Source organism: Pseudonocardia sp. ICBG601 (assembly GCF_020496245.1).
Window position 1 is genome coordinate 1,847,834 of sequence record NZ_JAHLJA010000148.1, and the last position, 24,633, is coordinate 1,872,466.

Annotated in this window: 22 protein-coding genes; 16 read left to right on the plus strand and 6 right to left on the minus strand. The window is 74.5% G+C overall.

The annotated features are described in order from the left end of the window. Positions 1–72 precede the first annotated feature (72 nt). The 10 genes from KPL57_RS38200 (at position 73) to nudC (ending at position 10,991) form a co-directional block, all read left to right on the plus strand. Positions 73–1,071 (plus strand): TrkA family potassium uptake protein, encoded by a 999-nt coding sequence (locus tag KPL57_RS38200; RefSeq protein WP_226356653.1) that lies wholly within the window; start codon positions 73–75, stop codon positions 1,069–1,071. Between the two features lie 46 nt (positions 1,072–1,117). After that, a complete protein-coding gene (locus KPL57_RS38205) occupies positions 1,118–1,810 on the plus strand; it encodes a transketolase (protein WP_226355376.1) in 693 nt (230 codons plus the stop codon). Then, positions 1,807–2,748 carry a transketolase family protein gene (locus KPL57_RS38210; RefSeq protein WP_226355377.1) on the plus strand — a complete coding sequence of 314 codons (942 nt, stop codon included), beginning with the start codon at positions 1,807–1,809 and terminating at the stop codon, positions 2,746–2,748. Before KPL57_RS38205 ends, KPL57_RS38210 begins: the two co-directional genes overlap by 4 nt. A 10-nt stretch (positions 2,749–2,758) precedes the next feature. Continuing rightward, positions 2,759–3,622 carry an exodeoxyribonuclease III gene (locus KPL57_RS38215; protein WP_226355378.1) on the plus strand — a complete coding sequence of 288 codons (864 nt, stop codon included), beginning with the start codon at positions 2,759–2,761 and terminating at the stop codon, positions 3,620–3,622. Positions 3,623–3,728: 106 nt separating this feature from the next. Beyond that, positions 3,729–4,604 (plus strand): DUF4142 domain-containing protein, encoded by an 876-nt coding sequence (locus KPL57_RS38220; RefSeq protein WP_226355379.1) that lies wholly within the window; start codon positions 3,729–3,731, stop codon positions 4,602–4,604. After that, entirely contained in the window at positions 4,601–5,560 is a 960-nt protein-coding gene (locus KPL57_RS38225) for a class F sortase (RefSeq protein ID WP_226355380.1), read from the plus strand. Before KPL57_RS38220 ends, KPL57_RS38225 begins: the two co-directional genes overlap by 4 nt. Positions 5,561–5,867: 307 nt before the next feature. Next, positions 5,868–7,145, plus strand: a complete 1,278-nt coding sequence (locus KPL57_RS38230) for an aldehyde dehydrogenase family protein (RefSeq protein WP_226355381.1) — start codon at positions 5,868–5,870, stop codon at positions 7,143–7,145. Between the two features lie 39 nt (positions 7,146–7,184). Next, entirely contained in the window at positions 7,185–8,525 is a 1,341-nt protein-coding gene (locus KPL57_RS38235) for a pitrilysin family protein (protein WP_226355382.1), read from the plus strand. A gap of 49 nt (positions 8,526–8,574) precedes the next feature. After that, on the plus strand, positions 8,575–9,969 hold the full coding sequence (locus tag KPL57_RS38240) for a pitrilysin family protein (protein ID WP_226355383.1): 1,395 nt from the start codon (positions 8,575–8,577) through the stop codon (positions 9,967–9,969). Next, positions 9,966–10,991 carry an NAD(+) diphosphatase gene (gene nudC / locus KPL57_RS38245; RefSeq protein WP_226355384.1) on the plus strand — a complete coding sequence of 342 codons (1,026 nt, stop codon included), beginning with the start codon at positions 9,966–9,968 and terminating at the stop codon, positions 10,989–10,991. The genes KPL57_RS38240 and nudC overlap by 4 nt, the downstream gene beginning before the upstream one ends. Positions 10,992–11,075: 84 nt before the next feature. Here the strand turns inward: nudC and KPL57_RS38250 are convergent, their stop codons facing one another. Next, positions 11,076–11,300, minus strand: a complete 225-nt coding sequence (locus tag KPL57_RS38250) for a glutaredoxin domain-containing protein (protein WP_280118320.1) — start codon at positions 11,298–11,300, stop codon at positions 11,076–11,078. Between the two features lie 177 nt (positions 11,301–11,477). Between KPL57_RS38250 and KPL57_RS38255 the strand changes: the two genes are divergently transcribed. From KPL57_RS38255 to KPL57_RS38270, 4 genes are all read left to right on the plus strand, one after another. Further along, positions 11,478–13,574 carry an ATP-dependent DNA helicase UvrD2 gene (locus KPL57_RS38255; protein WP_308253105.1) on the plus strand — a complete coding sequence of 699 codons (2,097 nt, stop codon included), beginning with the start codon at positions 11,478–11,480 and terminating at the stop codon, positions 13,572–13,574. Between the two features lie 152 nt (positions 13,575–13,726). Continuing rightward, the gene (locus tag KPL57_RS38260; RefSeq protein ID WP_226355385.1) at positions 13,727–14,020 is read left to right on the plus strand and encodes a hypothetical protein; all 294 of its coding nucleotides are present in this window, start codon (positions 13,727–13,729) and stop codon (positions 14,018–14,020) included. Between the two features lie 190 nt (positions 14,021–14,210). Continuing rightward, positions 14,211–14,549, plus strand: a complete 339-nt coding sequence (locus KPL57_RS38265) for a WhiB family transcriptional regulator (protein ID WP_226355386.1) — start codon at positions 14,211–14,213, stop codon at positions 14,547–14,549. A gap of 67 nt (positions 14,550–14,616) precedes the next feature. Then, the gene (locus KPL57_RS38270; protein WP_226355387.1) at positions 14,617–14,865 is read left to right on the plus strand and encodes a hypothetical protein; all 249 of its coding nucleotides are present in this window, start codon (positions 14,617–14,619) and stop codon (positions 14,863–14,865) included. A gap of 146 nt (positions 14,866–15,011) precedes the next feature. Here the strand turns inward: KPL57_RS38270 and KPL57_RS38275 are convergent, their stop codons facing one another. The 3 genes from KPL57_RS38275 to KPL57_RS38285 all read right to left on the minus strand — a co-directional run bounded on the left by KPL57_RS38275 (position 15,012) and on the right by KPL57_RS38285 (position 17,976). Beyond that, the gene (locus KPL57_RS38275) at positions 15,012–15,428 is read right to left on the minus strand and encodes a VOC family protein (RefSeq protein ID WP_226355388.1); all 417 of its coding nucleotides are present in this window, start codon (positions 15,426–15,428) and stop codon (positions 15,012–15,014) included. Positions 15,429–15,697: 269 nt separating this feature from the next. Then, positions 15,698–17,029: an AarF/ABC1/UbiB kinase family protein gene (locus KPL57_RS38280; protein WP_226355389.1), complete on the minus strand. Its 1,332-nt coding sequence runs from the start codon at positions 17,027–17,029 to the stop codon at positions 15,698–15,700. Then, complete coding sequence (locus tag KPL57_RS38285; protein ID WP_226355390.1) at positions 17,026–17,976, minus strand: hypothetical protein; 951 nt, start codon at positions 17,974–17,976, stop codon at positions 17,026–17,028. The genes KPL57_RS38280 and KPL57_RS38285 overlap by 4 nt, the downstream gene beginning before the upstream one ends. A gap of 91 nt (positions 17,977–18,067) precedes the next feature. Here KPL57_RS38285 and KPL57_RS38290 point away from each other — a divergent pair, with 91 nt between their 5' ends. Further along, entirely contained in the window at positions 18,068–18,709 is a 642-nt protein-coding gene (locus KPL57_RS38290; RefSeq protein ID WP_226355391.1) for a M48 family metallopeptidase, read from the plus strand. Positions 18,710–18,716: 7 nt separating this feature from the next. On the opposite strand, the gene KPL57_RS38295 is transcribed toward KPL57_RS38290, so the two are convergent. Beyond that, positions 18,717–20,309, minus strand: coding sequence for a zinc-dependent metalloprotease (locus tag KPL57_RS38295; RefSeq protein ID WP_226355392.1), 1,593 nt, complete (start codon positions 20,307–20,309; stop codon positions 18,717–18,719). Between the two features lie 97 nt (positions 20,310–20,406). Continuing rightward, positions 20,407–21,411 (minus strand): PDZ domain-containing protein, encoded by a 1,005-nt coding sequence (locus tag KPL57_RS38300; RefSeq protein WP_226355393.1) that lies wholly within the window; start codon positions 21,409–21,411, stop codon positions 20,407–20,409. 268 nt (positions 21,412–21,679) lie between these two features. Between KPL57_RS38300 and KPL57_RS38305 the strand changes: the two genes are divergently transcribed. Next, positions 21,680–24,601: a UPF0182 family protein gene (locus KPL57_RS38305; protein ID WP_226355394.1), complete on the plus strand. Its 2,922-nt coding sequence runs from the start codon at positions 21,680–21,682 to the stop codon at positions 24,599–24,601. The last annotated feature ends 32 nt before the right edge of the window (positions 24,602–24,633 follow it).

A 24,633-nucleotide genomic window follows, 5' to 3' on the forward strand; every position in this document is an offset into this window, starting at 1 on the left:
CGCTAGCCTTCGCACGTGATCGGCTCCACCCGGCTCAGCGAACTCGATCCCCAGGTCGAGGGTGCGCTGCGGATGCCGGACCCGCGGTCGGGCCCGGTGCGCTCGCTGGTGACCCGCCTGGCGATCGCGGTGTTCGCGCTCGGCGCGACGACCTTGATCGTCTTCTTCGGGCGCGACGGCTACCTCGACAACAACGGCGCGGGCGAGATCTCGCTGCTCGACGCCCTCTACTACGCGACGGTGTCGCTGTCGACGACCGGCTACGGCGACATCGTGCCGGTCAGCCCGATGGCCCGCTCCATCAACATCGCGGTGATCACCCCGCTGCGGGTGCTGTTCCTCATCGTCCTCGTCGGTACGACCGTCGAGCTGCTCACCGAGCGCTCGCGGCAGTCGTTCCGGATCCAGCGCTGGAGGTCGCGCGTGCGCGAGCACATCGTCGTCGTCGGCTACGGCACCAAGGGGCGCGCGGCGGTGGAGACGCTGCTGGGCGACGACGTGGACCCCGGGAAGATCGTCGTCGTCGACACCGACCGGGCGCGGCTGGACGTGGCCTCCGGATTGGGCCTGGTCACCGTGTCCGGCAACGCGACCCGCTCCGCGGTGCTGCGCATCGCCGGGGTGCAGCTGGCGACGACGCTGGTCGTCGCCCTGGACCGCGACGACACCGCGGTGCTGGTCACCCTGACCGCCCGCGAGCTGTCCAAGTCGATCTCGATCGTCGCCGCGGTGCGCGAGGCGGAGAACGTGCACCTGCTCCGTCAGTCCGGCGCCAGCTCGGTGATCGTGTCCGACGAGACGGCCGGGCGGCTGCTCGGCGTCGCGACCCGCTCGCCCGCCGTCGTCGAGGTGGTGGAGGACCTGCTCACCCCGGACGCCGGCTTCGCGATCTCCCAGCGCCAGGTCGAGCCGACCGAGGTCGGCGGCTCCCCGCGGCACCTGCCCGACATCGTGCTCGGCGTGGTGCGCGGCGAGCAGCTCTACCGGGTCGACTCGGCCGCCGTCGACGCGCTGGAGCGGGGTGACCAGCTGCTCTACGTCCGCAAGGCGACCCCGCCGGACGAGGAGTAGCTCGGCCCCTTGACCTGAAGTCGACTTCAGGTCACAGGGTGGTCACATGCGATCACCGACCGGCTACGCCGACCTCGCCGGGCTGATGACCCGGATGACCGGCGACGAGAAGCACGAACCCGCCGCGACCTCCACCCTCGACGTCCTGTGGGTGCTCTACGACCGCATCCTGCGCGTCGACCCGCAGCATCCCGACGACCCCGACCGCGACCGCTTCCTGGTCTCCAAGGGGCACGGTCCGATGGCGCTCTACGCCGTCCTCGTCGCCCGCGGGTTCCTCGACGACCACCTGCTCGACCGGTTCGCCGGGTACGACTCGACCCTCGGGCACCACCCCGACCGCACGCTCGTGCCCGGGGTGGAGATCTCCTCCGGCTCGCTCGGCCACGGGCTCGGACTGGCCGTCGGCACCGCGTCGGGGCTGCGGCTGCAGGGCCGCGACGCGCGCACCGTCGTCCTCGTCGGCGACGCCGAGCTCGACGAGGGCTCCAACTTCGAGGCGATCCAGTACGCGGGCCGCGCCGGGCTGTCCGGGCTCAGCGCCGTCGTCGTCGACAACAGCTCGGCCTCGCACGGCTGGCCCGGCGGGATCGCCGGCCGCTTCGCCGCGGAGGGCTGGGCCGCCGTCGACGCCGACGGCCGCGACCACGACGACCTCGAACGCGCCTTCCGCACCGCACACCCCGACCGGCCGCTCGCGGTCGTCGCCCACGTCGAACCGAAGGGGAGCCCGCGATGAGTGCCTTTGCTCTGCTCACCGATACGCAGCACGCCACCACCTCCGAGCCCGTGACCCCGCCCGACCAGCGGGAACGCTTCTACGGCCTGCTGCCCGAGCTGGTCGCCTCCGACCCGCGGGCCGTCGCGCTGCTGGCCGACATCGGCGCCGGCTACGTCGACGTCCCGCCCGACCTCGCCGACCGCGTGATCAACGTCGGCATCCGCGAGCAGCTGCTCGTCTCCGCCGCCGGTGGGCTCGCGCTGACCGGGATGCGCCCGGTCGTGCACACCTTCGCGCCGTTCCTCGTCGAACGGCCCTACGAGCAGCTCAAGCTCGACCTCGGCCACCAGGGCGTCGGGGCGCTGCTGGTGTCGGCCGGCGGGTCCTACGACATGGCGGGCGCGGGGGAGACCCACTTCGGCCCGCGCGATGTGCCGCTGCTCGACACCCTCGAGGGCTGGACCGTGCACGTGCCCGGGCACGCCGACGAGGCCGAGGCGCAGCTGCGCGCCGCCCTGCCCGGCGACGACCGGGTCTACGTCCGGCTGTCGGGTGCGTCCAACGCGCGGCCGTACGGCACCGGGCCGTCGATGACGGTGCTGCGCCGCGGGGGCCGGGGGACGGTCGTCGCCGTCGGGCCGCTGGCGGACCGGACGCTGGCCGCCGTCGAGGGGCTCGACGTCACCGTGCTCTACGCGCCGACCGTGCGCCCGTTCGACGCGGCCACGCTGCGCGCCACGCTGTCCGAGCCGGACGTCGTGCTCGTCGAGCCCTACCTGGCCGGGACCTCGGTGCGGCCGGTGGCCGAGGCGCTGCACGACGTGCGGCACCGGGTGCTCGGGCTCGGGGTCGGCGCCGCCGAGCTGCGCCGCTACGGCAGCCCGGAGGACCACGACGCCGCGCACGGCCTGGACGTCGCGGGCATCCGGCGATCGGTGACGCGGTTCCTCTCGTAGGGTCGGGGCCGTGCGTCTGGCCACCTGGAACGTGAACTCCGCGAAGTCCCGGCTGCCGCGGCTGCTGCCGTGGCTCGACGAACGGGCACCCGACGTCGTCTGCCTGCAGGAGACCAAGCTCTCCGACGACGACTTCGCCGCGAGCTTCGACGAGGCCCTGGCCGAGCGCGGCTACGCGAGCGCGCACCACGGCCAGGGCCGCTGGAACGGCGTCGCCCTGCTGTCGCGGGTCGGGCTCGACGACGTCGTGCGCGGCCTGCCCGACGAGCCCGTCTTCACCGAGGGCGGGCTGGCGGAGCCGGACGCGCGCGCCGTCACCGCCACCTGCGGCGGGCTGCGGGTCACCTCGGTCTACGTGCCGAACGGCCGCAGCCCGGAGGACCCGCACTACGCCTACAAGCTGCGCTGGCTCGCCGCGCTGCGTGACCAGGTCGCGGCGGGCGACCCGGACTCGACGGTGGTGGCCGGGGACGTCAACATCGCCCCCACCGACGACGACGTCTGGGACCGTTCCCTGTTCGACGGCGCCACCCACGTCACCCCCGACGAGCGGGCCGCGCTCGCCGCGCTGCTCGGGACCGGGCTGCGCGACGTCCTGCGCGAGCGCTGGCCCGACGAGCGCGTGTTCAGCTACTGGGACTACCGGGCCGGCCGGTTCCACCAGGACCAGGGGATGCGGATCGACCTGGTGCTGGCCGGGTCGGGCCCGGCCGACCGTCGCGCGGCGGTGTGGGTGGACCGCAAGGCGCGCAAGGGGAAGTCGCCCAGCGACCACGCCCCGGTCGTCCTGGACCTCGACGAGGCCCCCGACGGCGACGTCGGCCCGGTCGTCCCTCCGCCGTCGGCCCCGGCGCCGCTCAGCCGTCGGCGATAGCCACTCGCCGCCCGCGTGGGGACCCGTCGTGTGGTTCGAGTTGCAACCTTCGGAGCAAGCCGATAGCCCATCAGGCGTACACCGCTCTCTCCGGGGGATGACTCGCATGATGCGTACGACCACGAACCACCCGCGCCGGATCAGCCGCACCGTCGGTGCCGCCGTCGCCGCGGCCGCGCTCGTCGGGCTGACCGCCTGCGGTGGCGAGACGCCGCAGGTGCCGAACCTGCCCGACAACCTCCCGCAGGTCCCGGGCGTCGGCGACCCGCGCCAGGCGTTCGGCGACGCGCACCAGAAGGCCCTCGGCCTCGCCGCGCTCGGCGGCATCGGCCTGGAGCAGGGCGTCGGCGACAAGGTCAAGGAGCTCGCGCCGCAGGTGCAGGGCGAGGGCCAGCAGATCGACGACAAGCTGCGGGGGCTGGCGTCCTCGGTCGGCGTCTCGCTGCCCGACCAGGTCTCCCCGGAGATCCAGTCCCAGGTCGACGACCTCAAGGCTCGCACCGGCGAGCAGTTCGACCAGGGCTGGCTGCAGGCCGCTCAGGAGCAGGTCGGACAGCTCAGCGACCAGGCCCAGCAGCTGCTGAACGTGCCCGGCCTGCCGCCGGAGCAGCTCGACCAGGCCCGGGCGCAGCTCACGAACCTGGGTGAGCTGAAGACCAAGCTGGACCAGGCCGCGGCTGAGGCCGGCGCCACGACCCCGGGCTCCGGCTCGGACAACCCCGCCGAGAACGGCACCGACGGGAACGCCGCCGGGTCCGGCGACGGGACCGCGCCCGGTGCCGGCAACGGCACCGGCACCGGCTCGGCCTCCGGTTCCGGTGACGCCGCGGGCCAGGGCGGCTCCGGCGCGCCCGCCGTCGACGCCGGCACCGGCGGTCAGGCCGCGTCGGCGTCCGACGCCGCGCTGCCCGTCGCGCTCGGCGGTGCCGGGCTGCTGCTGCTCCTCGCCGGTGCCGTCCGGCTGCGTCGCGCCCGCGCGTGACCCCGCGGCGCCGGCGCCCGGCCGGGGGCGTACGGGGAGCGGCCGCGCTGTTGCTCCTCGGCGCGGCCCTGCTGGGCGCCGGTGCCGGTCTCGCACTCGGTGACGACGCCCGCGTCGAGGCGAGCGACCTCGGCGCCGTGCCCGCGGGACCCGTCCCCGCCGCGACGCGTGCGGTGCCGGTGGCCCGGGCGCTGCCGGTCCTGGCGCCGCCCGACCCGGCTCCGGTGACCGGGGCGCCCGACGCCGCGGCGCTGCCGGGGGAGGTTGCTCCGGGTCCCTCCGGCGTGACTGCCGCCCTGCCCGCGCCCGGTGCTCCGCCCGCGCCCGCCCCGCTCCCGGGTGCGCCTGCCGCCCCGCCCGCGTCTGACCCGCTCCCCGGTCCCGGTGACCGCACCGGCCCCCCGCCCCGCTCCACCGGCCCGGCGCCGATCGCGCCGCGCGAGCCGTGGACCGTCTCGGCGGTCTACCCGCTCCCGGCACCCGAGCCCGGCGCCGCGTCGCCGCCGGTCGTCCCGGCCGTCCTGGAGCTCCCCGCCCGCGGCCTGTCCGCCCCCGTCGACGCGGTCGGCACCGCCCCGAACGGCGGGATGGTCGTCCCCGAGCAGGTGCACACGGTCGGCTGGTGGGCCCCCGGTGTCCTCCCGGGCGGCGCGGCCGGGAGCGCCGTGATCGCCGGCCACGTCGACTCGCGCACCCAGGGCATCGGGTTCCTGTCGGTGCTGCCGCAGCTCGTCGCGGGCGAGCCGGTCGTCGTCCGTGGCGCCGACGGTCGCACCGCGGCCTACCGGGTCGTCGCGCGTCGTGAGTACGGCAAGCACGACCTGCCCCGCGAGGTGTTCCGCCGGGACGGCGACCCGCAGCTCGTCCTCATCACCTGCGGCGGGGTGTTCGACCCGGCCGCGGGGAGCTACGAGTCGAACATTGTCGTCTACGCCGTGCCGACCGCTGCGCCCTGAGCCATCCCGCCTCACCCCGCTGCCGGGCCACGCGGTGCGCAGCGCCGAGATGCAGCCCAGCGGGCGGTGGAGATCCACAAATCCCGCTGAGCTGCATCTCGGCGACTGCCGGGGCCGCACGCACTCGTCGAGATGCGGCTCAGGGTTCCCCACCGGGCCCGGCGGCGGCCCTGGGCTGCATCTCGACGCGCGGGCACGGTCCGGCGTCCGGGACGAGCGGGCGGCCGCTGCTGCGTATCGGTGAGCAGAGCAGAGCCTCCCGGATACCCACTCGGGCCCGCGACGGCGACCGCCTACCCTGACCTGCGTGAGCAGCACCGTGACCACCCCGCAGGAGACGACCGAGGCGCCCGAGTTCGCCGCCGTCCGTGAGGCCGCGCAGCGCGCCCGGGCCGCCGCCCCGGCCGTCCGCGCCGCGGGCGAGGGCCGCATCGACGACGCCCTGCGCGCCGCCGCCTCGCTGATCCGCGACCGGGCGCACGAGCTGCTCGACGTCAACGCCGCCGACGTCGCCGCCGCCGAGCGGAACGGCATGGCGGCGGGCCTGCTGGACCGGTTGCGCCTGGACCCCGAGCGGCTCGCCGGGATCGCCACCCAGCTCGAGGTGCTCGCCGCGACCCCCGAGCCGCCCACCGAGTGGCCGGTCCGCACGCTGGAGACCGGCGAGCGGGTGTTCGAGCGGCGCATCCCGGTCGGCGTCATCGGCGCAGTGTTCGAGGCCCGGCCGAACGTGACCGTCGACGTCGCCTCGCAGGTCCTCAAGGCCCGCAGCGCCGCCGTCCTGCGCACCGGGTCCGCCGCGCTCGGCAGCGCCACCGCGCTCGTCGAGCAGGTGCTGCGCCCCGCCCTGGCCGACGCCGGGCTCCCCGAGGCCGCCGTGCAGCTCGTCCCGCTGCCCGGCCACGCCGGCGCCGAGGCCCTCGTCGGGCTGCCCGACCTGGTGCCGCTGGTCGTCGTCCGCGGGTCGGGGGACGTCACCCGCAAGCTGTCCGTGCTCGGCGCGACCGCGGGCACCCGGGTGCTCGCCCACGCCGACGGCGGCGGTGTCCTCTACCTCGACGCCAGCGCCACCGAGGCCAACGTCACCCGCCTGGTCACCGACTCGACCGACCGGCTCGGCGTCTGCAACCGGCTGAACCTGCTGCTCATCGACCGGCCCGTCTACGACACCCTGCTGTCGGTCGCGAAGGCCGCCCTCGACGCCCGCGGCGTCGCGCTGTCGCTGCCCCCGCACGACCACCCGCTCGGCCACGAGTGGGCCCTGGACTCCGGCGCGGAGGCGCACGTGACCGTCGCCGTCGTCGACGGGCCGGACGACGCCGCCGACACCGCCGCCCGGGAGACCTCCGGCCTGGCCGCGACGATCTGCGCCGCCGACGAGCAGGTCGCCCGGCGCTTCATCGACCGCTACACCGGCACCGGGGTGTTCTGGAACGCGCCGTCCCGGCTGCTCGACGGCTACAAGCTGCTCGGGCTGCCCGAGACCGGCATCAACGTCGACCACACCCCCGGCCCGCGGGGCCCGGTCACCTACCGCGACCTCGGGCTGCGCCAGTTCGTGATCCTGCCGCCCGAGCACGCCTGACCGGGCAGGTTGTCGGGGGTGGGGGATAGCCTCGCTCCCGTGTCCGTGATCGCCGACAAATCCGCTCTCGAGCTGCACCGGGCCACGCTGGCCAACGGGCTGCGCGTGCTCGTCGTCCCGGACCCGGCCACCCCGGTGGTCGGGGTCTCGGTGCACGTCGACGTGGGCTTCCGTTCCGAGCCGGAGGGCCGCACCGGCTTCGCGCACCTGTTCGAGCACCTGATGTTCCAGGGCAGCGAGAGCCTGGAGAAGCTGGAGCACTTCCGGCAGGTCCAGTCCGCGGGCGGGATCTTCAACGGCTCGACCCACCAGGACTACACCGACTACTTCCAGGTGCTGCCCGGTGCGGCGCTGGAGCGGGCGCTGTTCCTGGAGTCCGACCGGCTGCGCGCCCCGAAGCTCACCGTCGAGAACCTGCGCAACCAGGTCGACGTCGTGAAGGAGGAGATCCGGCTCAACGTCCACAACCGCCCCTACGGCGGGTTCCCGTGGATCCTGCTGCCGCCGGTCCTCTACGACACCTTCCCGAACGCGCACAACGGCTACGGCGACTTCTCCGAGCTGGAGCAGGCGAGCCTGGACGACGCGGCCGCGTTCTTCGACACCTTCTACGCGCCGGGCAACGCGCTGGTCACCGTGCACGGTGACCTGTCCGAGCACGGCGTCGACGGCACCCTCGCCCTGGTCGAGCGCCACTTCGGGGACATCCCGGCCCGGCCCGTCCCGCAGCGGCCGTCGTTCGCCGAGCCCGCTCCCGGAGCGGAGCGGCGGCAGACCGTGGCCGACGCCCACGCCCCGCTGCCCGCCCTCGCGCTCGGCTACCGCGTCCCCGACCCGGCCGCCGAGCCCGACGCCTACCTGGCCCACGCCATGCTCGCCACCGTCCTGGCCGACGGCGAGGCCTCGCGGCTGCAGCGCCGCCTGGTCCACGGCGGCGCCGACGGAGCCGGCCTGGTCACCGACGTCTCGGCGTCCAACGGCCTGATGGGCGGCCCGTTCGACGCCCGCGACCCCGACACCTTCACGATCACCGCGGTGCACCCGGCCGAGGTGTCCGCGGACCGGGTCACCGCCGCGGTCGACGAGGAGCTGGACCGCCTCGCCGAGCAGGGCCCCGGCACCGAGGAGCTGGAGCGCCAGACCGCCCGCTGGGTCGCCGCGCTGCACCGCGAGGACGACCGCGTCATGTACCGGATGCTCGGGCTCGGCGCCCGCGAGCTGCTCTACGGCCGCGCCGAGCTCGCCGTGGAGCTCCCCGGCAGGCTGGCCGCCCTGACCGGTGCCGACGTCGCCGCCGCGGCCGCCCGGCTGCGTTCGGCCGGGCGGGCCGTCCTGCTGGTCGAGCCGGCCGCCGAACCGACCGGGGACGGCGACGCGTGAGCGCCCCGACCCGTCCCGGCACCGTGAACCACACCGAAGGGGGCTCCGCGTGAGCGCCGCCCGCACACACCGCAGCGCGGAGGAGATCGGCCGCACCGAGCGCGGCCCGCGCCCGCTGCCCGCGCTCGGCCGCACCAAGGAGGTGCCGCTGCCGGACGTGCTCACCGAGACCCTGCCGAACGGGCTGACCGTCCTGGCCGCGCGCCGCCCCGGGGTCCCGCTGGTCGAGACCGTCCTGCGCATCCCGGCCGCCTCGCCGGAGCCGGTCGCCGACGCCGCCCGCACCGCGGGCACCGAGGTGCTCGCCGAGACCATCCTGACCGGCACCGCGGGCCGCGACCGGATCGGCATCGACGACGCGCTGGCCTCGGTCGGCGGGGAGCTCGGCGTCGCCGTCGACCCGGAGTACCTGCAGGCGGGCGGCTCCGCGCTGGCCACCGGTCTGCCGACGGTCCTCGACGTCCTCGCCGACGTCCTCACCGCCGCCAGCCACTCCGACGCCGAGGTCGCCCGCGAGCGGTCCCGGCTGGCCGAGCGGATCGCCGTGGCCCGCGCGCAGCCGCGCACGGTCGCCCGCGAGGCGCTGATGCGCCGCCGCTTCGGCGACCACCCCATCGTCTCGGAGATGCCGACCGCCGAGGCCGTCGCCGCGGTCACCCCGGAGCGCGTGCGGGAGCTGCACGCCGACGTCGTCGTCCCGGACGGGGCGAGCCTGGTCCTCGTCGGCGACATCGACCCCGAGGCCGCGATCGCCGAGGTCGCTCGCCGGCTCGGGGGGTGGACCGGCGACCACCCCGCCCGGTGGCTGTCCGCCCCGCCGGTGCCGCAGGCGGGCGACCTGGAGCTGGTCCACCGGCCCGGCTCCGTGCAGTCCCAGCTGCGCCTCACCGCGCCCGGCCTGGACCGCACCGACGAGCGCTACACCGCGTTCCAGCTCGCGAACCTCGTGTTCGGCGGCTACTTCTCCTCGCGCTGGATGGAGAACATCCGCGAGGACAAGGGCTACACCTACGGCGCGCACTCCGGGCAGGAGTTCGTGCCTGGTGGCGCGGTGCTCGGCCTCGACGCCGACGTCGCCTCCGACGTCACCGCCGCTGCCCTGCTCGAGACCCGCTACGAGCTCGGCCGCATGGTGGCGGTCCCGCCGACCGAGCAGGAGGTCACCTCGGCCCGTCGCTACGCGATCGGCTCGCTGCTGATCTCGCTGGACAGCCAGTCCGCGCTGGCCGGCACCCTGTCCGCGCTGCACGCCGCCGGGCTCGACGTCGACTGGCTCCGGGACCGGCCGCGCCGGCTGGAGGAGGTCACCGTCGACGAGGTCGCCGCGGCCGCCACCGCGCTGTTCGCGCCGACCCGGTTCACCGGGGTGGTCGTCGGTGACGCCGACGTGGTCGGGCCACCGCTCGCCGCGCTCGGCGGCGTGGTCCGCGGAGGCGGGCGATGAGCCCCGGGGACTTCTCGCTGACCGAGGAGCCGGTGCTGTCGCGCAACGCGCTCTCCCGCGACGAGAACCGGCGCCTGGACCCTGGCTACGTGCGCGACACGTGGGCGAAGGCGCGCGTGGTCGTCGTCGACGAGTCCGGACGCACCCCGGTGGACTGGGAGGTCGAGCCGGGCCGCGAGTTCCGCGAGGTCGACGCCGCCGCCTGGGACGACGCGGCGGGCCGTGGCGGGCACGTCCGGACCCGCGCGGGCACCGACGTCGCCGCGGAGCCGCCGGCCGAGGCCGTGCTGCTCGGCGAGCGCGAGGGCGTCCCGTACTGGGCGGTGCGCGTCGGGACCGAACGCACCGCCGACAGCGACATCTTCACCGGCGAGGGGGAGTGGGCGGACCTGCGCGCCGCGGGCGCGTTCCTCGACCCGCTCGGGTCCGGGCTGCTCACCGGCGCGGTCGCCACGCTGAACTGGCACGACCGGGCCCGGTTCTGCGCGATCGACGGCACCCGCACCCGCCCGCACAACGCGGGCTGGGCCCGGGTCTGCGACAACGGCCACGAGGAGTACCCGCGCACCGACCCGGCGATCATCTGCCTGGTGCACGACGGCGCGGACCGCGTCCTGCTCGCCCGCCAGCCGGTGTGGCCGGCCGGGCGCTACTCGGTGCTCGCCGGGTTCGTCGAGTCCGGCGAGTCGCTGGAGGCGTGCGTGCACCGCGAGATCTCCGAGGAGGTCGGCATCGCCGTGTCCGACGTGCGGTACCTCGGCAGCCAGGCGTGGCCGTTCCCGCGGTCGCTGATGGTCGGCTTCCACGCGATCGGGGACCCGGAGGTCCCGCTGACCCCGCAGGACGGCGAGATCGCCGACGCCCTGTGGATCACCCGGGACACGCTGCGGGCGGCACTGGCCCGCGGCGACTGGGGCACCCGGGACGAGCCCGACCCCACCGACGGACCGGTGGTCATGCTGCCGGGGAAGGTCTCGATCGCACGCACCATGCTGGAGTCCTGGGCGGCCGCCGGGGGCTGACCCCGCAGACGAAGCGGCGGCCCGCCCCCGGTGAGGTACCGGTGGCGGGCCGCCGCGCTCCGTGGTGGGAGATCAGGGGAGGTGTCAGACCCCGAGCCGGGTCTTCACCTCGGAGAAGCTGGGGTTCGTCGCGACCGACTCGTCCGGGAAGACGACGGTCGGCACCGTGCGGTTGCCGCCGTTGGCCTTCTCGACGAACGCCACGGCGTCCGGCTCGCGCTCGATGTCGATCTCGCGGTAGCCGATGCCGGCCTGGTCGAGCTGCAGCTTGAGACGACGGCAGAAGCCGCACCAGCTGGTCGTGTACATCGTCAGGTCCGCCATACCGGGTGCAACGGGCCCGCCCGCGGGATTCTTCCCGCCCCGCTGTGACCTGCCCGGCACCCGGACGGGCGGGACGGGCGACCCGTGACCGTCGGGGGTGGGTGTCAGGATGGGTGGGTGCCGTCCCGATCCACCGCCCGCCCCGCCCGTGCGACCCGCGCCGTGCCGGATCCGGCGGCCCCGATCGGCGCGGACGGTCTGGACCCCGAGCAGCGGGCCGCGGTGCACGCGCCCCGCGGCCCGGTCTGCGTCCTCGCGGGGGCGGGCACCGGCAAGACCCGCACGATCACCCGGCGGATCGCCCACCTGGTGACCTCGGGCCACGTCGCCGCCACCCAGGTCCTCGCCGTCACCTTCACCGCCCGCGCCGCAGGGGAGCTGCGCACCCGGCTGCGCGCGCTCGACGCCTCCGGGGTGCAGGCCCGCACCTTCCACGCCGCGGCGCTGCGTCAGCTGCGCTACTTCTGGCCGCAGATGGTCGGCGGCAGCCCGTGGCCGCTGCTCGACGGCAAGCTGCGGCTCGTCGGCCAGGCCGCCGCCCGCGCCCGGGCCGGCACCGACTCCGACGCGCTGCGCGACCTCGCCTCCGAGATCGAGTGGGCGAAGTCGACCCTGGTCGCCCCGTCGGACTACGCGGCCGAGGTCGCCCGCCGTCGTCGCGACACCCCCGGCCCGGCCGAGCAGGTGGCCGCCGTCTACGCCGCGTACGAGGAGCTGAAGAACGCGAGCGAGCAGCTCGACTTCGACGACCTGCTCCTGCACACCGCGATCGCGCTGGAGGAGCACGGCGGCGTCGCCGAGGAGTTCCGGTCCCGCTACCGGTGCTTCGTCGTCGACGAGTACCAGGACGTCACCCCGCTGCAGCAGCGCCTGCTCGACGCCTGGCTCGGCGACCGCGACGACCTCACCGTCGTCGGCGACGCCAACCAGACGATCTACACCTTCGCCGGCGCCTCCCCCCGGTACCTGCTGGAGTTCCCACGCCGCTTCCCCGACGCCGCGGTCGTGCGCCTGCAGCGCGACTACCGCTCCACCCCGCAGATCGTCGGCTGCGCCAACCAGCTGATCGGCGCCGCCCGCAACCGGCCCGCCGGGTCCCGGCTGCAGCTCATCGGGCAGCTCCCGCCCGGCCCCGACCCGGACTTCTCCGAGCACGACGACGAGGCCGGGGAGGCCGCCGCCGTCGCGGGCCGGATCCTGACACTGATCAACGACGGCACCGAGCCGTCGGAGATCGCGGTGCTGTTCCGGATCAACGCCCAGTCCGAGGCGTTCGAGCAGGCCCTGTCCGACGCCGGCGTGCCCTACCAGATCCGCGGCGGCGAGCGGTTCTTCAACCGGCCCGAGATCCGCCGGGCGATGCTCGCGCTGCGCACCGCGGCACCGGACCAGCGGCCGGGCACCGACCTCGTCGACGTCACCCGCGCGGTGCTCACCGCCCGCGCCGGGCTGACCGACGAGCCGCCGAAGGGCGCGACGCTGCGCGCGCAGTGGGAGTCGCTGCTGGCGCTGGTCGGCGTCGCCGAGGAGCTGGCCGCGGTCGAGCCGCAGGCCGACCTGCGCCGGTTGTGCGCCGAGCTGGAGACCCGCGCCGACCACGCGCAGGCACCCGTCGTCAACGGCGTCACGCTGGCGTCGCTGCACGCCGCGAAGGGCCTGGAGTGGGACGCGGTGTTCCTCGTCGGACTCGCCGACGGCACCCTCCCCATCGGCCACGCCGGCGACGACGAGGCGGCCGTCGAGGAGGAACGCCGGCTGTTCTACGTCGGGGTCACCCGCGCCCGGCGGGTGCTGTCGATGTCGTGGTCGCTGTCCCGGGCCTCCGGGCGCGGGCCGAAGCGACGCCGCTCGCGGTTCCTGTACGGACTGATCCCGGACTCGCACCCGGCGTCCCGGGTGGCCGGCGAGCGACGGCCCGGGGGAGCCCGGCCCAAGTGCCGGGTCTGCGGGACCCCGCTGTTCGGGACCACCGCCACGAAGCTCCTGCGCTGCGACGACTGCCCGTCGGATGTGGACCTGGAGCTGCTGGACCGCCTCAAGCAGTGGCGGTCGGCGGCGGCGAAGGCGCAGGACGTGCCCGGCTTCGTCGTGCTGACCGACGCCACGCTCACCGCGATCGCGGAACAGCGGCCCGCCGGACCGTCGGCCCTGGTGGGCATCCCGGGGATCGGCGCGGCCAAGCTGGACCGCTACGGCGACGACGTGCTGCGGGTGCTCGCCGAGCACGCGGCGGAGGGTTCACGACCCCCTCTTCGGTAGGGATCGGCGTGAACTTCCGGCGAGACTTCGAATAATCGGTTGCAGTGCCGTGCGCGGCACTTCTACTGTCGTCGGCACCAGGTGGAGCGCCATGCTCCCGACACAGACGCGTCGCGCGGGAGACCGCGGACGGAACCGGAGGAGGTGACGAGATGGGCACGATCGACACGAGCGACCTGATCGGCACCACCCTGTCCGTCCCGGCCCCGGTGTGCGTCCCGGAGCAGACCGTCGTCGCGCACGACGTCGCTCACGCGGGCATCGCGGTCACCGCGGAGTCCGGCGTCCGTCGTCGCCGGCAGGGGGTGGCGCTGCTCGCGCCGTCGACGCTCCGCGCCACGGGTGAGGTGTACCCGCTGGGCGGCATGCCGGTCGCGGTCGCCGGCCCGATCTTCGATGACAAGTGCACAGCTGCGTTCGTTCCCGGGCGCCGAGGGGGTACCTGACCCTCAGCACCCAGCGAGTCCCATCGGGGCCGCGGAACCCACGCACACGGGTTCCGCGGCCTCGATTTTTTTGTCCCCGATTCCGTCCCGAGAGATGACAGATCCCGACCAGACCGGTCTGACCAGATGCAGAGAAGTTCGATCGAGGAGGTCGATCGTGTACGTGCGATCCGTTCCGTGTGACGGCGGAATGATCACCGACCAGTCCGGCGGCGGCGCCGGACCCGACGAGGTGCGGCTGCGGTCCGTGCCGAGCGTGGGCTCGGCCCTGCCCTGCCGCAACGGCGACGCCGACCTGTGGTTCGCCGAGTCCCCGGCCGAGCTGGAGGAGGCGAAGTCCCGCTGCGGCGGCTGCCCGCTCCGGCAGGCCTGCCTGGACGGCGCGCTGGAGCGCGCCGAGCCGTGGGGCGTGTGGGGAGGCGAGATCTTCGACCACGGTCGGGTGATCCCGCGCAAGCGCCCGAGGGGGCGTCCCCGCAAGGCCGACCTGGAGCGCGACCGGGCCCTGGCCCTGGCCGCGAGCCGCTGACCACAGCCGTACCGGCGCGACGCGCACCGCGGCGCCGCCGACCCACCAGACCCGAGGAGACCGAGACATGAACGACCTGAAGCCGGCACCGGCCGTGCGACCGATTTCCCGCACCGACCGTTCGTCCCACCTCGTGAACCAGGAGAACGTGATGACGCTCATCCAGGAAGCGCTGGCGAGATCCCATCAGCAGGAGGCACAACGGGCGGCGGCCGAGCACCGGCTCGCACGCCGGCTCACCGCGGGCCGCGGCTGGTCCCGGATCGCGGCCTGGGCCGCCTCCCGCGCCGAGCGGGCGCGGCTGCGCGCCGGCTGATCCCGCCGCCGACCGATGCGATCGGTGCCCCGTCCGGACCCCGCGTCCGGGCGGGGCACCGTCGTGTCCGGGACCTGCCGGTCCGTCGGTGGGAGAGGGTGGCTGCTCGTCGCTTTGCTCTGCTCACCGATACGCAGCACCCCAGGTCAGGGCGCCGACGACCCGGTGAAGGCGTCGGCGAACTCCGCCGACGGGGCGATCTCGGTGATCACGTCGACCAGCACCCCGTCCGGCCCGGCGACGACGAAGTGCCGCTGCCCGAAGTCCTCGTCGCGTACCGGGAGCAGCGCCTCTAGCCCACCGCGGACGACGAGACGGTCCCACTCGGCGTCGACGTCGTCGACCTCGAGGTTCACTAGCATCCCGTCGGCGGACCGGCCGCGGTACGCCGCCGGGATCGTCGGATGGTCCCGGTCGAGGACGGCGAGCTCGAAGCGCCCGCGACGGAGGCTGACGTACCAGTCGCTGTCGAAGACGATCTCGAATCCCATCGGCCCGGTCCAGAACGCGCGGGCGGCCGGGACGTCGGCCGTCGCGAGGACCGGGTAGCAGCTGTGGAGCACGGCACCCTCCTATTTGCATACCATCGGTATGTGAAAGCTATCTACGTACCATCGGTACGTCAATCGGGGAGGTGGCATGGTGCGACCGGGCCGCGGCGCGGGCCGCGCTCGACCGGGTGCTCGACGGGCTCCGCGTCCGCCCCTGACCCCACGACGCCCCCGAACGCCCCGCACGCGGCGCCGACCTGCGCTGCTGCGTATCGGTGAGCAGAGCAAAGCGACGACAGGACACCCCCGTCCCGCAGGACCGGAGTACCGAAGGGGAGGGGTCAGCCGGTCGGGGCGTCCGGCTCGAACATCTCCGGCTGCCACTCGGCGACGATCTCCCGCAGCCGCACGTGGGAGTCGAGCTGGCACAGGATGCCGACGGTCCCCATCGTCACCCGGTGCACCAGCAGGAACCGCGGAGGCAGGTTCAGCGACCGGCCGATCGCCGCCTCCGGACTGCGGAGGTCACCGACCCGCTCGGCCTGCTTCTGGATCCACCGGCGGCTGAAGTGGAACTCCTCGGACCCCAGCGGCTCGGTGAAGGGTGCGAGGTAGCCGAGGATCTGCTCGGACTCGATCCGGGCGCCGTCGCGGACGAACCCGGCCGAGCGCATCAGGGCCATCAGGTCGCCGCTGCGCCCCTCGAGCGCGTACTTGGTCATCGTGACCAGCTCGGGGGGCATGCCGTCGGGCATCCGGGCGACGGCACCGAAGTCGAGGACGAGCAGACGGCCGTCGTCGAGGATCCCGAAGTTGCCGGGGTGCGGGTCGGCGTGCAGCAGGTGCGCGCGGTCCGGCGCCGAGTAGTGGAAACGGGCCAGCTGGTTGCCCGCGTGGTCGCGCTCCTCGCGGGTGCCGTCGCGGATGATCGAGGCCAGCGGGCGGCCCTGCACCCACTCGGTGATGACGGCCTTGGGCGCGGACCCGACCACGCGGGGGATCTTCACGTCCGGGTCGTCCTCGTAGAACGCGGCGAACTCGCGCTGGTACGCGGCCTCGTCGCGGTAGTCGAGCTCCTCCTCCATGCGGTCCTTGAGCTCCGCGACCAGCGGCTTGATCTCCATGCCGGGGACCAGCGGCTGCAGGATGCGGCTCATCCGCCCGAGCTGACGCAGGTCAGAACGCAGCGCCTCCTCGGCGCCGGGGTACTGCACCTTGACCGCGACCTCGCGGCCGTCGCGCTTCCAGACCGCGCGGTGCACCTGGCCGATGCTGGCCGAGGCGGCGGGTGTCTCGTCGAAGTCGGCGAACCGGGACCGCCAGGACCGCCCGAACTGCTGGGTGAGCATGTAGTCGACGTCGGCCATGGGCATCGGTGGCGCCGCGGACTGCAGCTTGGTGAGCGCCTCGCGGTAGGGCTCGGCGTACTCGTCGGGCACGGCCGCCTCGAACACGCTCAGCGCCTGCCCGAACTTCATCGCGCCGCCCTTGAGCTCACCGAGCACCTCGAACAGCTGCTCGGCGCTCTTGGCCGCGAGCTGGGCCGCGATCTCGTCGCGGTCACCACCCGTGAGACGGCGCCCGAACCCTGCTGCGGCACGTCCGGCGACGCCGAGCGGGAGGCCGGCGAGCTTGGCGGTGCGCGAGGCGGTTCTTCGGGGAATGTCGCTCACACGGTGATTGTCCACCCGGCCGGGGGAGTCCCGCACGCCGCGGTGGGCCCCGGTGCGCTGTCCGGTACCGCCGCAGCCGCTGTGCCGCAGGAACAACCGGGTCGTCGGAACCCCGGACGGGTGACGACCGTCGCCGCGTCCGCGTCGACCTCCAGCACCGCTCCCCACGACGCGGGCGGCCGGCCGCCGCGTACCGGCCCGTCGACGGCGGCGAGCACCTGGCCGACCGCCACCGCCGCCGTCGCGACCAGCACGTGCGGTGCCGCCGACGACGGCCCGCCGGCCGCCCCGGGCGCCCCCGCACAGCCGGGACACGGCCCCCGGCCCGGCAGGACGAGCGGCCCCACCACGCCGCGGCCGTCGCGCAGGGCCACGAACAGGTGCTCCGACGGAGCCTCCGGCGGCACCGGCCCGTCGCCGGTGAGCACCACCAGATCCGCGGGCACCCGCCGGGGCGGATCGGTGTCGGCACCGGCGTCGCGCAGGAACGCGCGCAGCTCGTCCCCGCGGTCCCGGCCCGGCCCCACCGGCAGCCCGGCCAGCACGTCGTCGGCGCCCGTCACCCCGCCGACCTGCGGATACAGCTGTCCGATCCCGGCCCGGGCCAGCCCGGCGACGACCGCCACGGCGAGCGCGCCGTCGCCGCGGACCTCGACGAGCGTGCCCTCCCGGCGCCGCCGGACCCGGTCCTCGACGTCCGGGTCGGCGAGCAGCCCGGCCCGCCACAGGACGGCGAGCAGCACCGCGACCTCGTCGTCGCCCCGGGTGAGCGCACCGGTCGGGCACGGACCGTCGGCGAGCCGGTCCAGTGCGGCGACGGCGGCGGGGGACAGCTCCTCCAGCAGTCGGGCCCGTGGTGGGCCGGACCCGATCCGGCGGGCGCGGGGCCCAGCCGGGAGGACGGCGAGGTGGGCGGCGAGCGCGAGCCGTGCGGGCAGTCCGGTCACCGGCGCCACGGTGCCCGGTCCGTGCGGCGACGGGGCCGGAACGCGTCCGCGCCGTTCGCATCCGCGAACCGGGGCGGCCTACCCTGGGGCCATGGCGAGTCCCCCGGTAGAGGTCCGACGCAGCGCCCGCCGGAAGCGCATGGTCAGTGCCCGGCGGGAGGGGGAACGGCTCGTCGTGTTCATCCCGGGCTGGATGTCCGCCGAACAGGAACGCGACTGGGTCGCGGAGATGGTGAAGCGGGTCGAGGCGAGCGAGGCCCGCCGCCGCTCACCGGGCCGCAACAACGACGAGGCCCTGATGCGCCGCGGCCAGGAGCTGTCGAAGCGCTGGCTCGAGGGGCGGGCGCGGCCGTCGTCGATCCGGTGGGTGCCGACGATGCGCACGCGCTGGGCGTCCTGCACCCCCGACGACGCCACGATCCGGATCAGCGAGCGCCTGCGGGACGCGCCGGGCTGGGTCGTCGACTACGTGCTGGTGCACGAGCTGGCCCACCTGCTGTCCGCCGCGCACGACGACGTCTTCTGGTCCTGGGTGCGCCGCTACCCGCGCACCGAGCGGGCCATCGGCTACCTGGAGGGCCTCAACGCCGCCGCGGAGCTCGGCATCACCGGTGTCGACGGCGACCCGGCCACCGCCGACGAGACCGACGGGGTCGCCGACGCCGACGGTGAGGTCGGCGGGTTCGGCGGGACCGGCCCCGGGATGGAGCCGGTCCGCGCGACCGGGACCTGAGCCGGGCTCAGGAGTCCTTCCGGTCCGTCCCGTCCTCGCCGTCGGTGTCCTCCGCGGAGGGCTTCTCCGAGGCCCCGGGCTCCTCCGGGGTCCCGGACGACTCGGCCTTCCGCTTCTCGGCGTCGGCCGCCATCTGGCGCTCCAGCTCGGCGATCGGGTCGTCCGGGACGGCCCCGCCGGTCGCTCCGCCGCGCACGAAGGCGGCCGGGTCGTCCAGGTCGTCGGCCGAGGGGATCAGGTCCGGGTGCGCCCAGACCGCGTCGCGGCCCTCGACGCCGCGCTCGGCGCCCAGCAGCTTCCACAGGTCCGCCGCGGCCCGCAGCTTCCGCGGCCGCAGCTCCAGCCCGACGATCGTCGCGAACGCCTGCTCCGCGGGCCCGCCCGAGGCACGGCGGCGGCGCATCGTCTCGCGCATCGCCTCGGCCCCGGGCAGCCGCTCGGTCAGCGCCTCGGCGACGACGGTGTCCACCCAGCCCTCGATCAGGGCGAGCAGGGTCTCCAGCCGGGCCAGCGCCGCTTTCTGCTGCGGGGTGTCCTCCGGCTCGAACATGCCGGACTGCATGGCCTCCTGGATCGACTCCGGGTTCGACGGGTCGATCCCGCGGGCGAGCTCCTCGATCCGCGAGGTGTCCACGGTGATGCCGCGGGCGTACTCCTCGACGGCGCCGAGCAGCCGCTCGCGCAGCCAGTGCACGTGGGTGAACAGCCGCTGGTGGGCGGCCTCGCGCGCGGCGAGGAACAGCGTGACCTCACCGGCCGGGCGGTCCAGGCCCTCCGTGAACCGGGCGACGGCCTCGGGCAGCAGTGCGGAGGTGCGCTCCGGGCCGACCGGGATGCCGAGCTCGGTGGAGGTCAGCACCTCCTTGCCGAGCTGGGCCAGGCCCTGGCCGAGCTGGCTGCCGAACGCCATCCCGCCCATCTTGCCGAGCATCCCCAGCATCGGGCCCGCCGCGCCGCGGACCTCCTCGGGCAGGCCCTCGACCCAGGCCGAGGACAGCCGCGTCGCCACCGGGTCGCAGAGCCGCTTCCAGGTCGGCATGCCGGCCCGCACCCAGTCCGACGGCGTCCAGGCCTTCACCTCGCCGCCGGAGGAGGGGAACGACGTCGCCGGGTCGAGCCACAGCTCCGCGAGCTTCACGGCCTCGGCGACCCCGGTGCGCTGGGCGTCGGTGAGCGACGACGTCGACTGCGCGAGCTGCTGGGTGGCGATCCGGGCGGCGAGGTCGTAGTCGACGGGGCCGCCGTCGGAGGAGCCGCTGCTGGAGAGCATCTGGCCGAGCTGGGACAGCATCTGCCCGAGCTGGCTCATGTCGAACTGGCCCCCGCCGGGCATGCCCGGCATGCCGGGGATCCCGCCCATGCCGAACGCCGCGAACGGGTTCTGGCCCGCGCCGCCGGAGGCGCCCGACGGGTCGTCGGACTGGGGGTGCGACCCGAAGCCGAACGGGTCCTTCGGGCCCTCGGGCTCGCCCTTCCCGTCCTTGCCCGACGTGCCCCCGTCCTTGCCGGAGGCGTCGCCGGAACCCGAGTCGGGCTGGTCGCCGGGCTCGCGGTCGCGGTCACGGTCGGCGGGGCCGAAGCCGAAGGGGACGTCGCTCATGGCGTCCACCGTACGCGGGCCCGGGGGGTGGTCGCCGCCCCGACAGCCGGTGGATCGGGCCTGGTGGGGCGGTGTTCGCTGCGAGCGGACCGGGGAACTACGAGCAGCCGGCGGGCGTACCGCCGGTGTCGAGGGTGGTCAGCGCGCCGACCGCCTCGTCGAGGGTCCCGACCCGCACGAGCTGGAGCCCGTCGGGCGCGTCCTCGGCGGCCTCGGTGCAGTTCGCGGCGGGCACCAGGAACGTCTGCGCACCGACCTCGCGGGCCTTCAGCATCTTGAACCGGATGCCGCTGATCGGCCCGACCCGGCCCTCGGCGTCGATGGTGCCGGTGCCGGCGACGAACCGGCCGCCGGTCAGCGGACCCGGGGTCAGCTTGTCGACCAGCGCCAGGCTGAACATCAGACCGGCCGAGGGGCCGCCGACGTCGCCCAGGGTGATGGTCAGCTTCTGCCCCTCGGCGGGGGAGGTGGCCGGGGTGATGCCCAGGAAGGCCCGCGCCGGGTCGTCCGGGTGGGCGGCCGGGGTGACGGTGACCTGGCGCGGTGCGGCGTCCCCGCGGCGGATGGTGAGGGTGACCGGCTGCCCGGGGCGCGCGGTCCCCATGGCGTCGAGCAGGCCCTGGACCGAGGTCACCGGGGTGGCGCCGACGGCGCGGATCTCGTCGCCGGGCTCCAGCACCCCCGCCGACGGCGAGCCGTCGGTCAGCGCGCCGACCGTGACCCGGGTCGGCAGGTGCAGGTGGTTCAGCGCCGCGGCCTCGGCGTTCGCGATCGAGCCGTCGAACTCCTGCTGGTTGGCCTGCGTGACCTGCTCGGTGGACTCGCCGGGCGGGTACAGCGACCAGCGCGGCGCGAGCCGGTAGGTGCCCGAGGCCCACATGCCCAGCGCCCGCAGCGTCGAGATCCCGTCGGTGACGCCGACGGTGGTCATGTTCAGGTGCCCGGTCGTCGGGTAGGTCGGCAGGCCCTCCGCGGAGACGACGGGCGTGCCCTCGACCTCGCCGAGGGTGTCGAAGGTCGGCCCCGGCCCGAGGGCGACGACCGGCGCGGGGACCACGGTCCCGACCGCCGTGAGGGCCAGCAGTACGAGGACCGCGGTCACCCACGTCGAAGATCGAACGCCCACGGGACGGAACCCTACGATCGTGCGACGACGACGGCGCGCCCGACCCCGGTCCGTCCTGCGACGATGCGGGCCGGGGCGCCGGTGGAGAGCCGCCCGATGTGTCGTTTTCGTCCCGACACGCCGGGACCCGACCGCGACTTCACCGAACCTCCGTACAGTTGCCCTCGGAGAACCGTGCCGTCCCCCCAGCCGGCCGCGCTCTCCACGTGTCGTACCCGAACTGTGGAGTGTGCCCGTGTCGTCCATGCGGCCCCCTGTGGGAGCGCCGTCGCTGACCCGCCGAACCCGGATCCTGCTGGTCGCCGCGGGCGTCCTCGTAGTGCTTCTGCTCGGTGGCTCACGGCTGTTGAACTTCTACGTCGACTACCTGTGGTTCGGCGAGGTCGGTTTCCGGAGCGTCCAGCTCACCCGGCTGTTCACCCAGATCGTGCTCTTCGGGGTCGTGGCCCTGGTGGTGGGCGGCCTGGTCGCGCTGACGCTGTGGCTGGCCTACCGGTATCGCCCGGTCTTCGTGCCGGTGTCCGGCCCCGAGGACCCGGTCGCGCGCTACCGGACCACGATCATCCAGCGGCTGCGCCTGTTCGCCGTCGGCGTGCCGGTCGTGATCGGGCTGATCGCCGGGCTCGCGGCGCCGACGCAGTGGCAGACCGTGCAGATGTTCCTGCACGGCACCCCGTTCGGCCGCGCCGATCCCGAGTTCGGCAACGACATCGGGTTCTACGCCTTCACCCTGCCGTTCCTGCGGATGAGCCTGAACTGGCTGTTCGTCGCCGTCGCGATCTGCTTCGTGCTCGCGCTGGTGACCCACTACATCTTCGGCGGCATCCGGCTGTCCGGCCGCTCCGGCTTCGTCTCCACCGCCGCGCGCGCCCAGCTCGCCGTGCTCGCCGGGGTGTTCGTGCTGCTCAAGGCCGTCGCCTACTGGTTCGACCGGTACGACCTGCTGTGGTCCAACCGCAACGCGCAGACGTTCTACGGCGCCACCTACACCGACCTCAACGCGGTCCTGCCGGCCAAGCTGATCCTGCTGGTCATCGCGGTGATCTGCGCGCTGGCGTTCTTCGTCGCCGCGTTCCGCCAGAACCTGCAGATCCCGGCCGTCGCCGTGGTCATGCTGGTGGTCTCCTCGATCCTGGTCGGCACGGCGTTCCCGCTGGTGCTGCAGCAGTTCGTCGTCGCGCCCAACGCGAACGTCAACGAGGCCCCGTCGATCGAACGCAACATCGCGGCGACCCGGGACGCCTTCGGCATCGGGCCGGACAAGGTCGACATCAAGCCCTACGCGGGCACGTCCGAGGCGACGCCGGCCCAGGTCCGCGCCGACACCGACACCATCCCCAACATCCGGCTGCTCGACCCGGGCAAGCTCAACCGCACGTTCACCCAGCTCCAGCAGCGACGGAACTTCTACGGGTTCTCGCCCAACCTGGACATCGACCGCTACACCGTCGACGGGCAGACCCGCGACTACGTCGTCGCGGCGCGCGAGATGAACGCCAACGGCCTGGTCAACAACCAGCAGGACTGGATCAACCGGCACCTGGTCTACACCCACGGCAACGGGATCGTGGCCGCGCCGGCGAACCAGGTGAACGAGGCGCTGGAGGACGCGGGGGGCTCCGGCGGCCTGCCGAACTTCCAGGTCTCCGACACCCAGCAGCAGGGCTTCGTGCCCGTCCAGCAGCCCCGCATCTACTACGGCGAGCTGCTCGACAACCAGTACTCGATCGTCGGTGCCGAGCCGGGTACCGCGCCGCGGGAGTACGACTCCGACGAGGCGCAGTACACCTATACCGGTGCCGGCGGCGTCCCGATCGGCGGGCTGTTCAACCGCTCGGTGTTCGCGCTGGCCTACGGCGAGCGGAACATCCTGTTCAACAACTCGATCAACCCCGACTCGAAGATCATGTACGTCCGGAACCCGCGGGACCGCGTGCAGGCGGTGGCCCCGTGGCTGACGCTGGACAACGACCCGTACCCGGCCGTCGTCGACGGGCGTGTGCAGTGGATCGTCGACGGCTACACCACGCTGCAGAACTTCCCCTACGCCGAGCGCGTGCAGCTGGGTGACGCCACGTCGGACTCCCGGCTCGGGCCCAACGGTCAGCAGCTGCCGAACGACACGATCAGCTACCTGCGCAACTCGGTGAAGGCCACGGTCGACGCCTACGACGGCACCGTGAAGCTCTTCGCCTTCGACGAGTCCGACCCGGTGCTCCAGACCTGGGAGAAGGCGTTCCCGGGCACGGTCGAGCCGCGCTCGGCGATCACCCCGGACCTGCAGGCCCACCTGCGCTACCCGGAGGACCAGTTCAAGGTCCAGCGTGAGCTGCTGACCCGCTACCACGTCGACGACCCGAACGAGTTCTTCTCCACCGTGTCGTTCTGGGACGTCCCGTCCGACCCGACCGTGCAGGGCGGCAACGGCGGCAGCCAGGACGCGCAGCCGCCGTACTACATCTACGCGGGTCTGCCGGGGCAGGAGGGCGCGTCGTTCCAGCTCACCAGCGCGCTGGTGAGCCTGCGGCGGCAGTTCCTCGCCTCGTACGTCTCGGCCAGCTCGGACCCGGACACCTACGGGAAGCTGACCGTGCTGCAGCTGCCGAACGAGACCCAGACGCTCGGCCCGCAGCAGGTCCAGGCCCGGTTCCTCGGCTCGCCCGAGGTGTCCTCCGAGCTGAACCTGCTGCGGCAGAACCAGACCACGATCGACTACGGCAACCTGCTGACGCTGCCGGTGGCCGGTGGTCTGCTCTACGTCGAGCCGGTCTACATCGAGCGGGCGGGCGGTCAGGACAACTCGACCTACCCGCAGCTGGCCCGCGTCCTGGTGTTCTACGGCGACCGGCTCGGCTACGACGCGAGCCTGTCCCGGGCCCTCGACGAGGTGTTCGGCGCCGGAGCCGGTGCCGCCGCGGGCGGTGCCGCCCCGACCACCGGGCAGCCCGCCCAGCCGACGACGCCCACGACGCCGACCACGCCGAACGGCCAGGGCGCCCAGACCCCGGCGGCGCCCAACGCGGCGCAGGCGACCGCGGCGCAGCAGATCCGTGCGGCGCTGAACGAGCTCAAGGCGGCCCAGCAGTCCGGTGACTTCGCCAAGCAGGGCGAGGCGCTGGCCGCGCTGGACCGCGCGGTCGCAGCGTTCCAGGGCGCCGGCGGCTGATCATCGTCGGGCCGGACCCCCCTGCGGGTGGG

Coding starts and splice junctions, on each gene's coding strand:
- KPL57_RS38205 (WP_226355376.1), top strand. CDS start 1,118: ATGCGATCACCGACCGGCTACGCCGACCTCGCCGGGCTGATGACCCGG.
- KPL57_RS38295 (WP_226355392.1), bottom strand. CDS start 20,309: ATGAGCGACGTCCCCTTCGGCTTCGGCCCCGCCGACCGTGACCGCGAC.
- KPL57_RS38220 (WP_226355379.1), top strand. CDS start 3,729: ATGATGCGTACGACCACGAACCACCCGCGCCGGATCAGCCGCACCGTC.
- KPL57_RS38260 (WP_226355385.1), top strand. CDS start 13,727: ATGGGCACGATCGACACGAGCGACCTGATCGGCACCACCCTGTCCGTC.
- KPL57_RS38200 (WP_226356653.1), top strand. CDS start 73: ATGCCGGACCCGCGGTCGGGCCCGGTGCGCTCGCTGGTGACCCGCCTG.
- nudC (WP_226355384.1), top strand. CDS start 9,966: ATGAGCCCCGGGGACTTCTCGCTGACCGAGGAGCCGGTGCTGTCGCGC.
- KPL57_RS38290 (WP_226355391.1), top strand. CDS start 18,068: ATGGCGAGTCCCCCGGTAGAGGTCCGACGCAGCGCCCGCCGGAAGCGC.
- KPL57_RS38250 (WP_280118320.1), bottom strand. CDS start 11,300: ATGTACACGACCAGCTGGTGCGGCTTCTGCCGTCGTCTCAAGCTGCAG.
- KPL57_RS38305 (WP_226355394.1), top strand. CDS start 21,680: ATGCGGCCCCCTGTGGGAGCGCCGTCGCTGACCCGCCGAACCCGGATC.
- KPL57_RS38265 (WP_226355386.1), top strand. CDS start 14,211: ATGATCACCGACCAGTCCGGCGGCGGCGCCGGACCCGACGAGGTGCGG.
- KPL57_RS38270 (WP_226355387.1), top strand. CDS start 14,617: ATGAACGACCTGAAGCCGGCACCGGCCGTGCGACCGATTTCCCGCACC.
- KPL57_RS38210 (WP_226355377.1), top strand. CDS start 1,807: ATGAGTGCCTTTGCTCTGCTCACCGATACGCAGCACGCCACCACCTCC.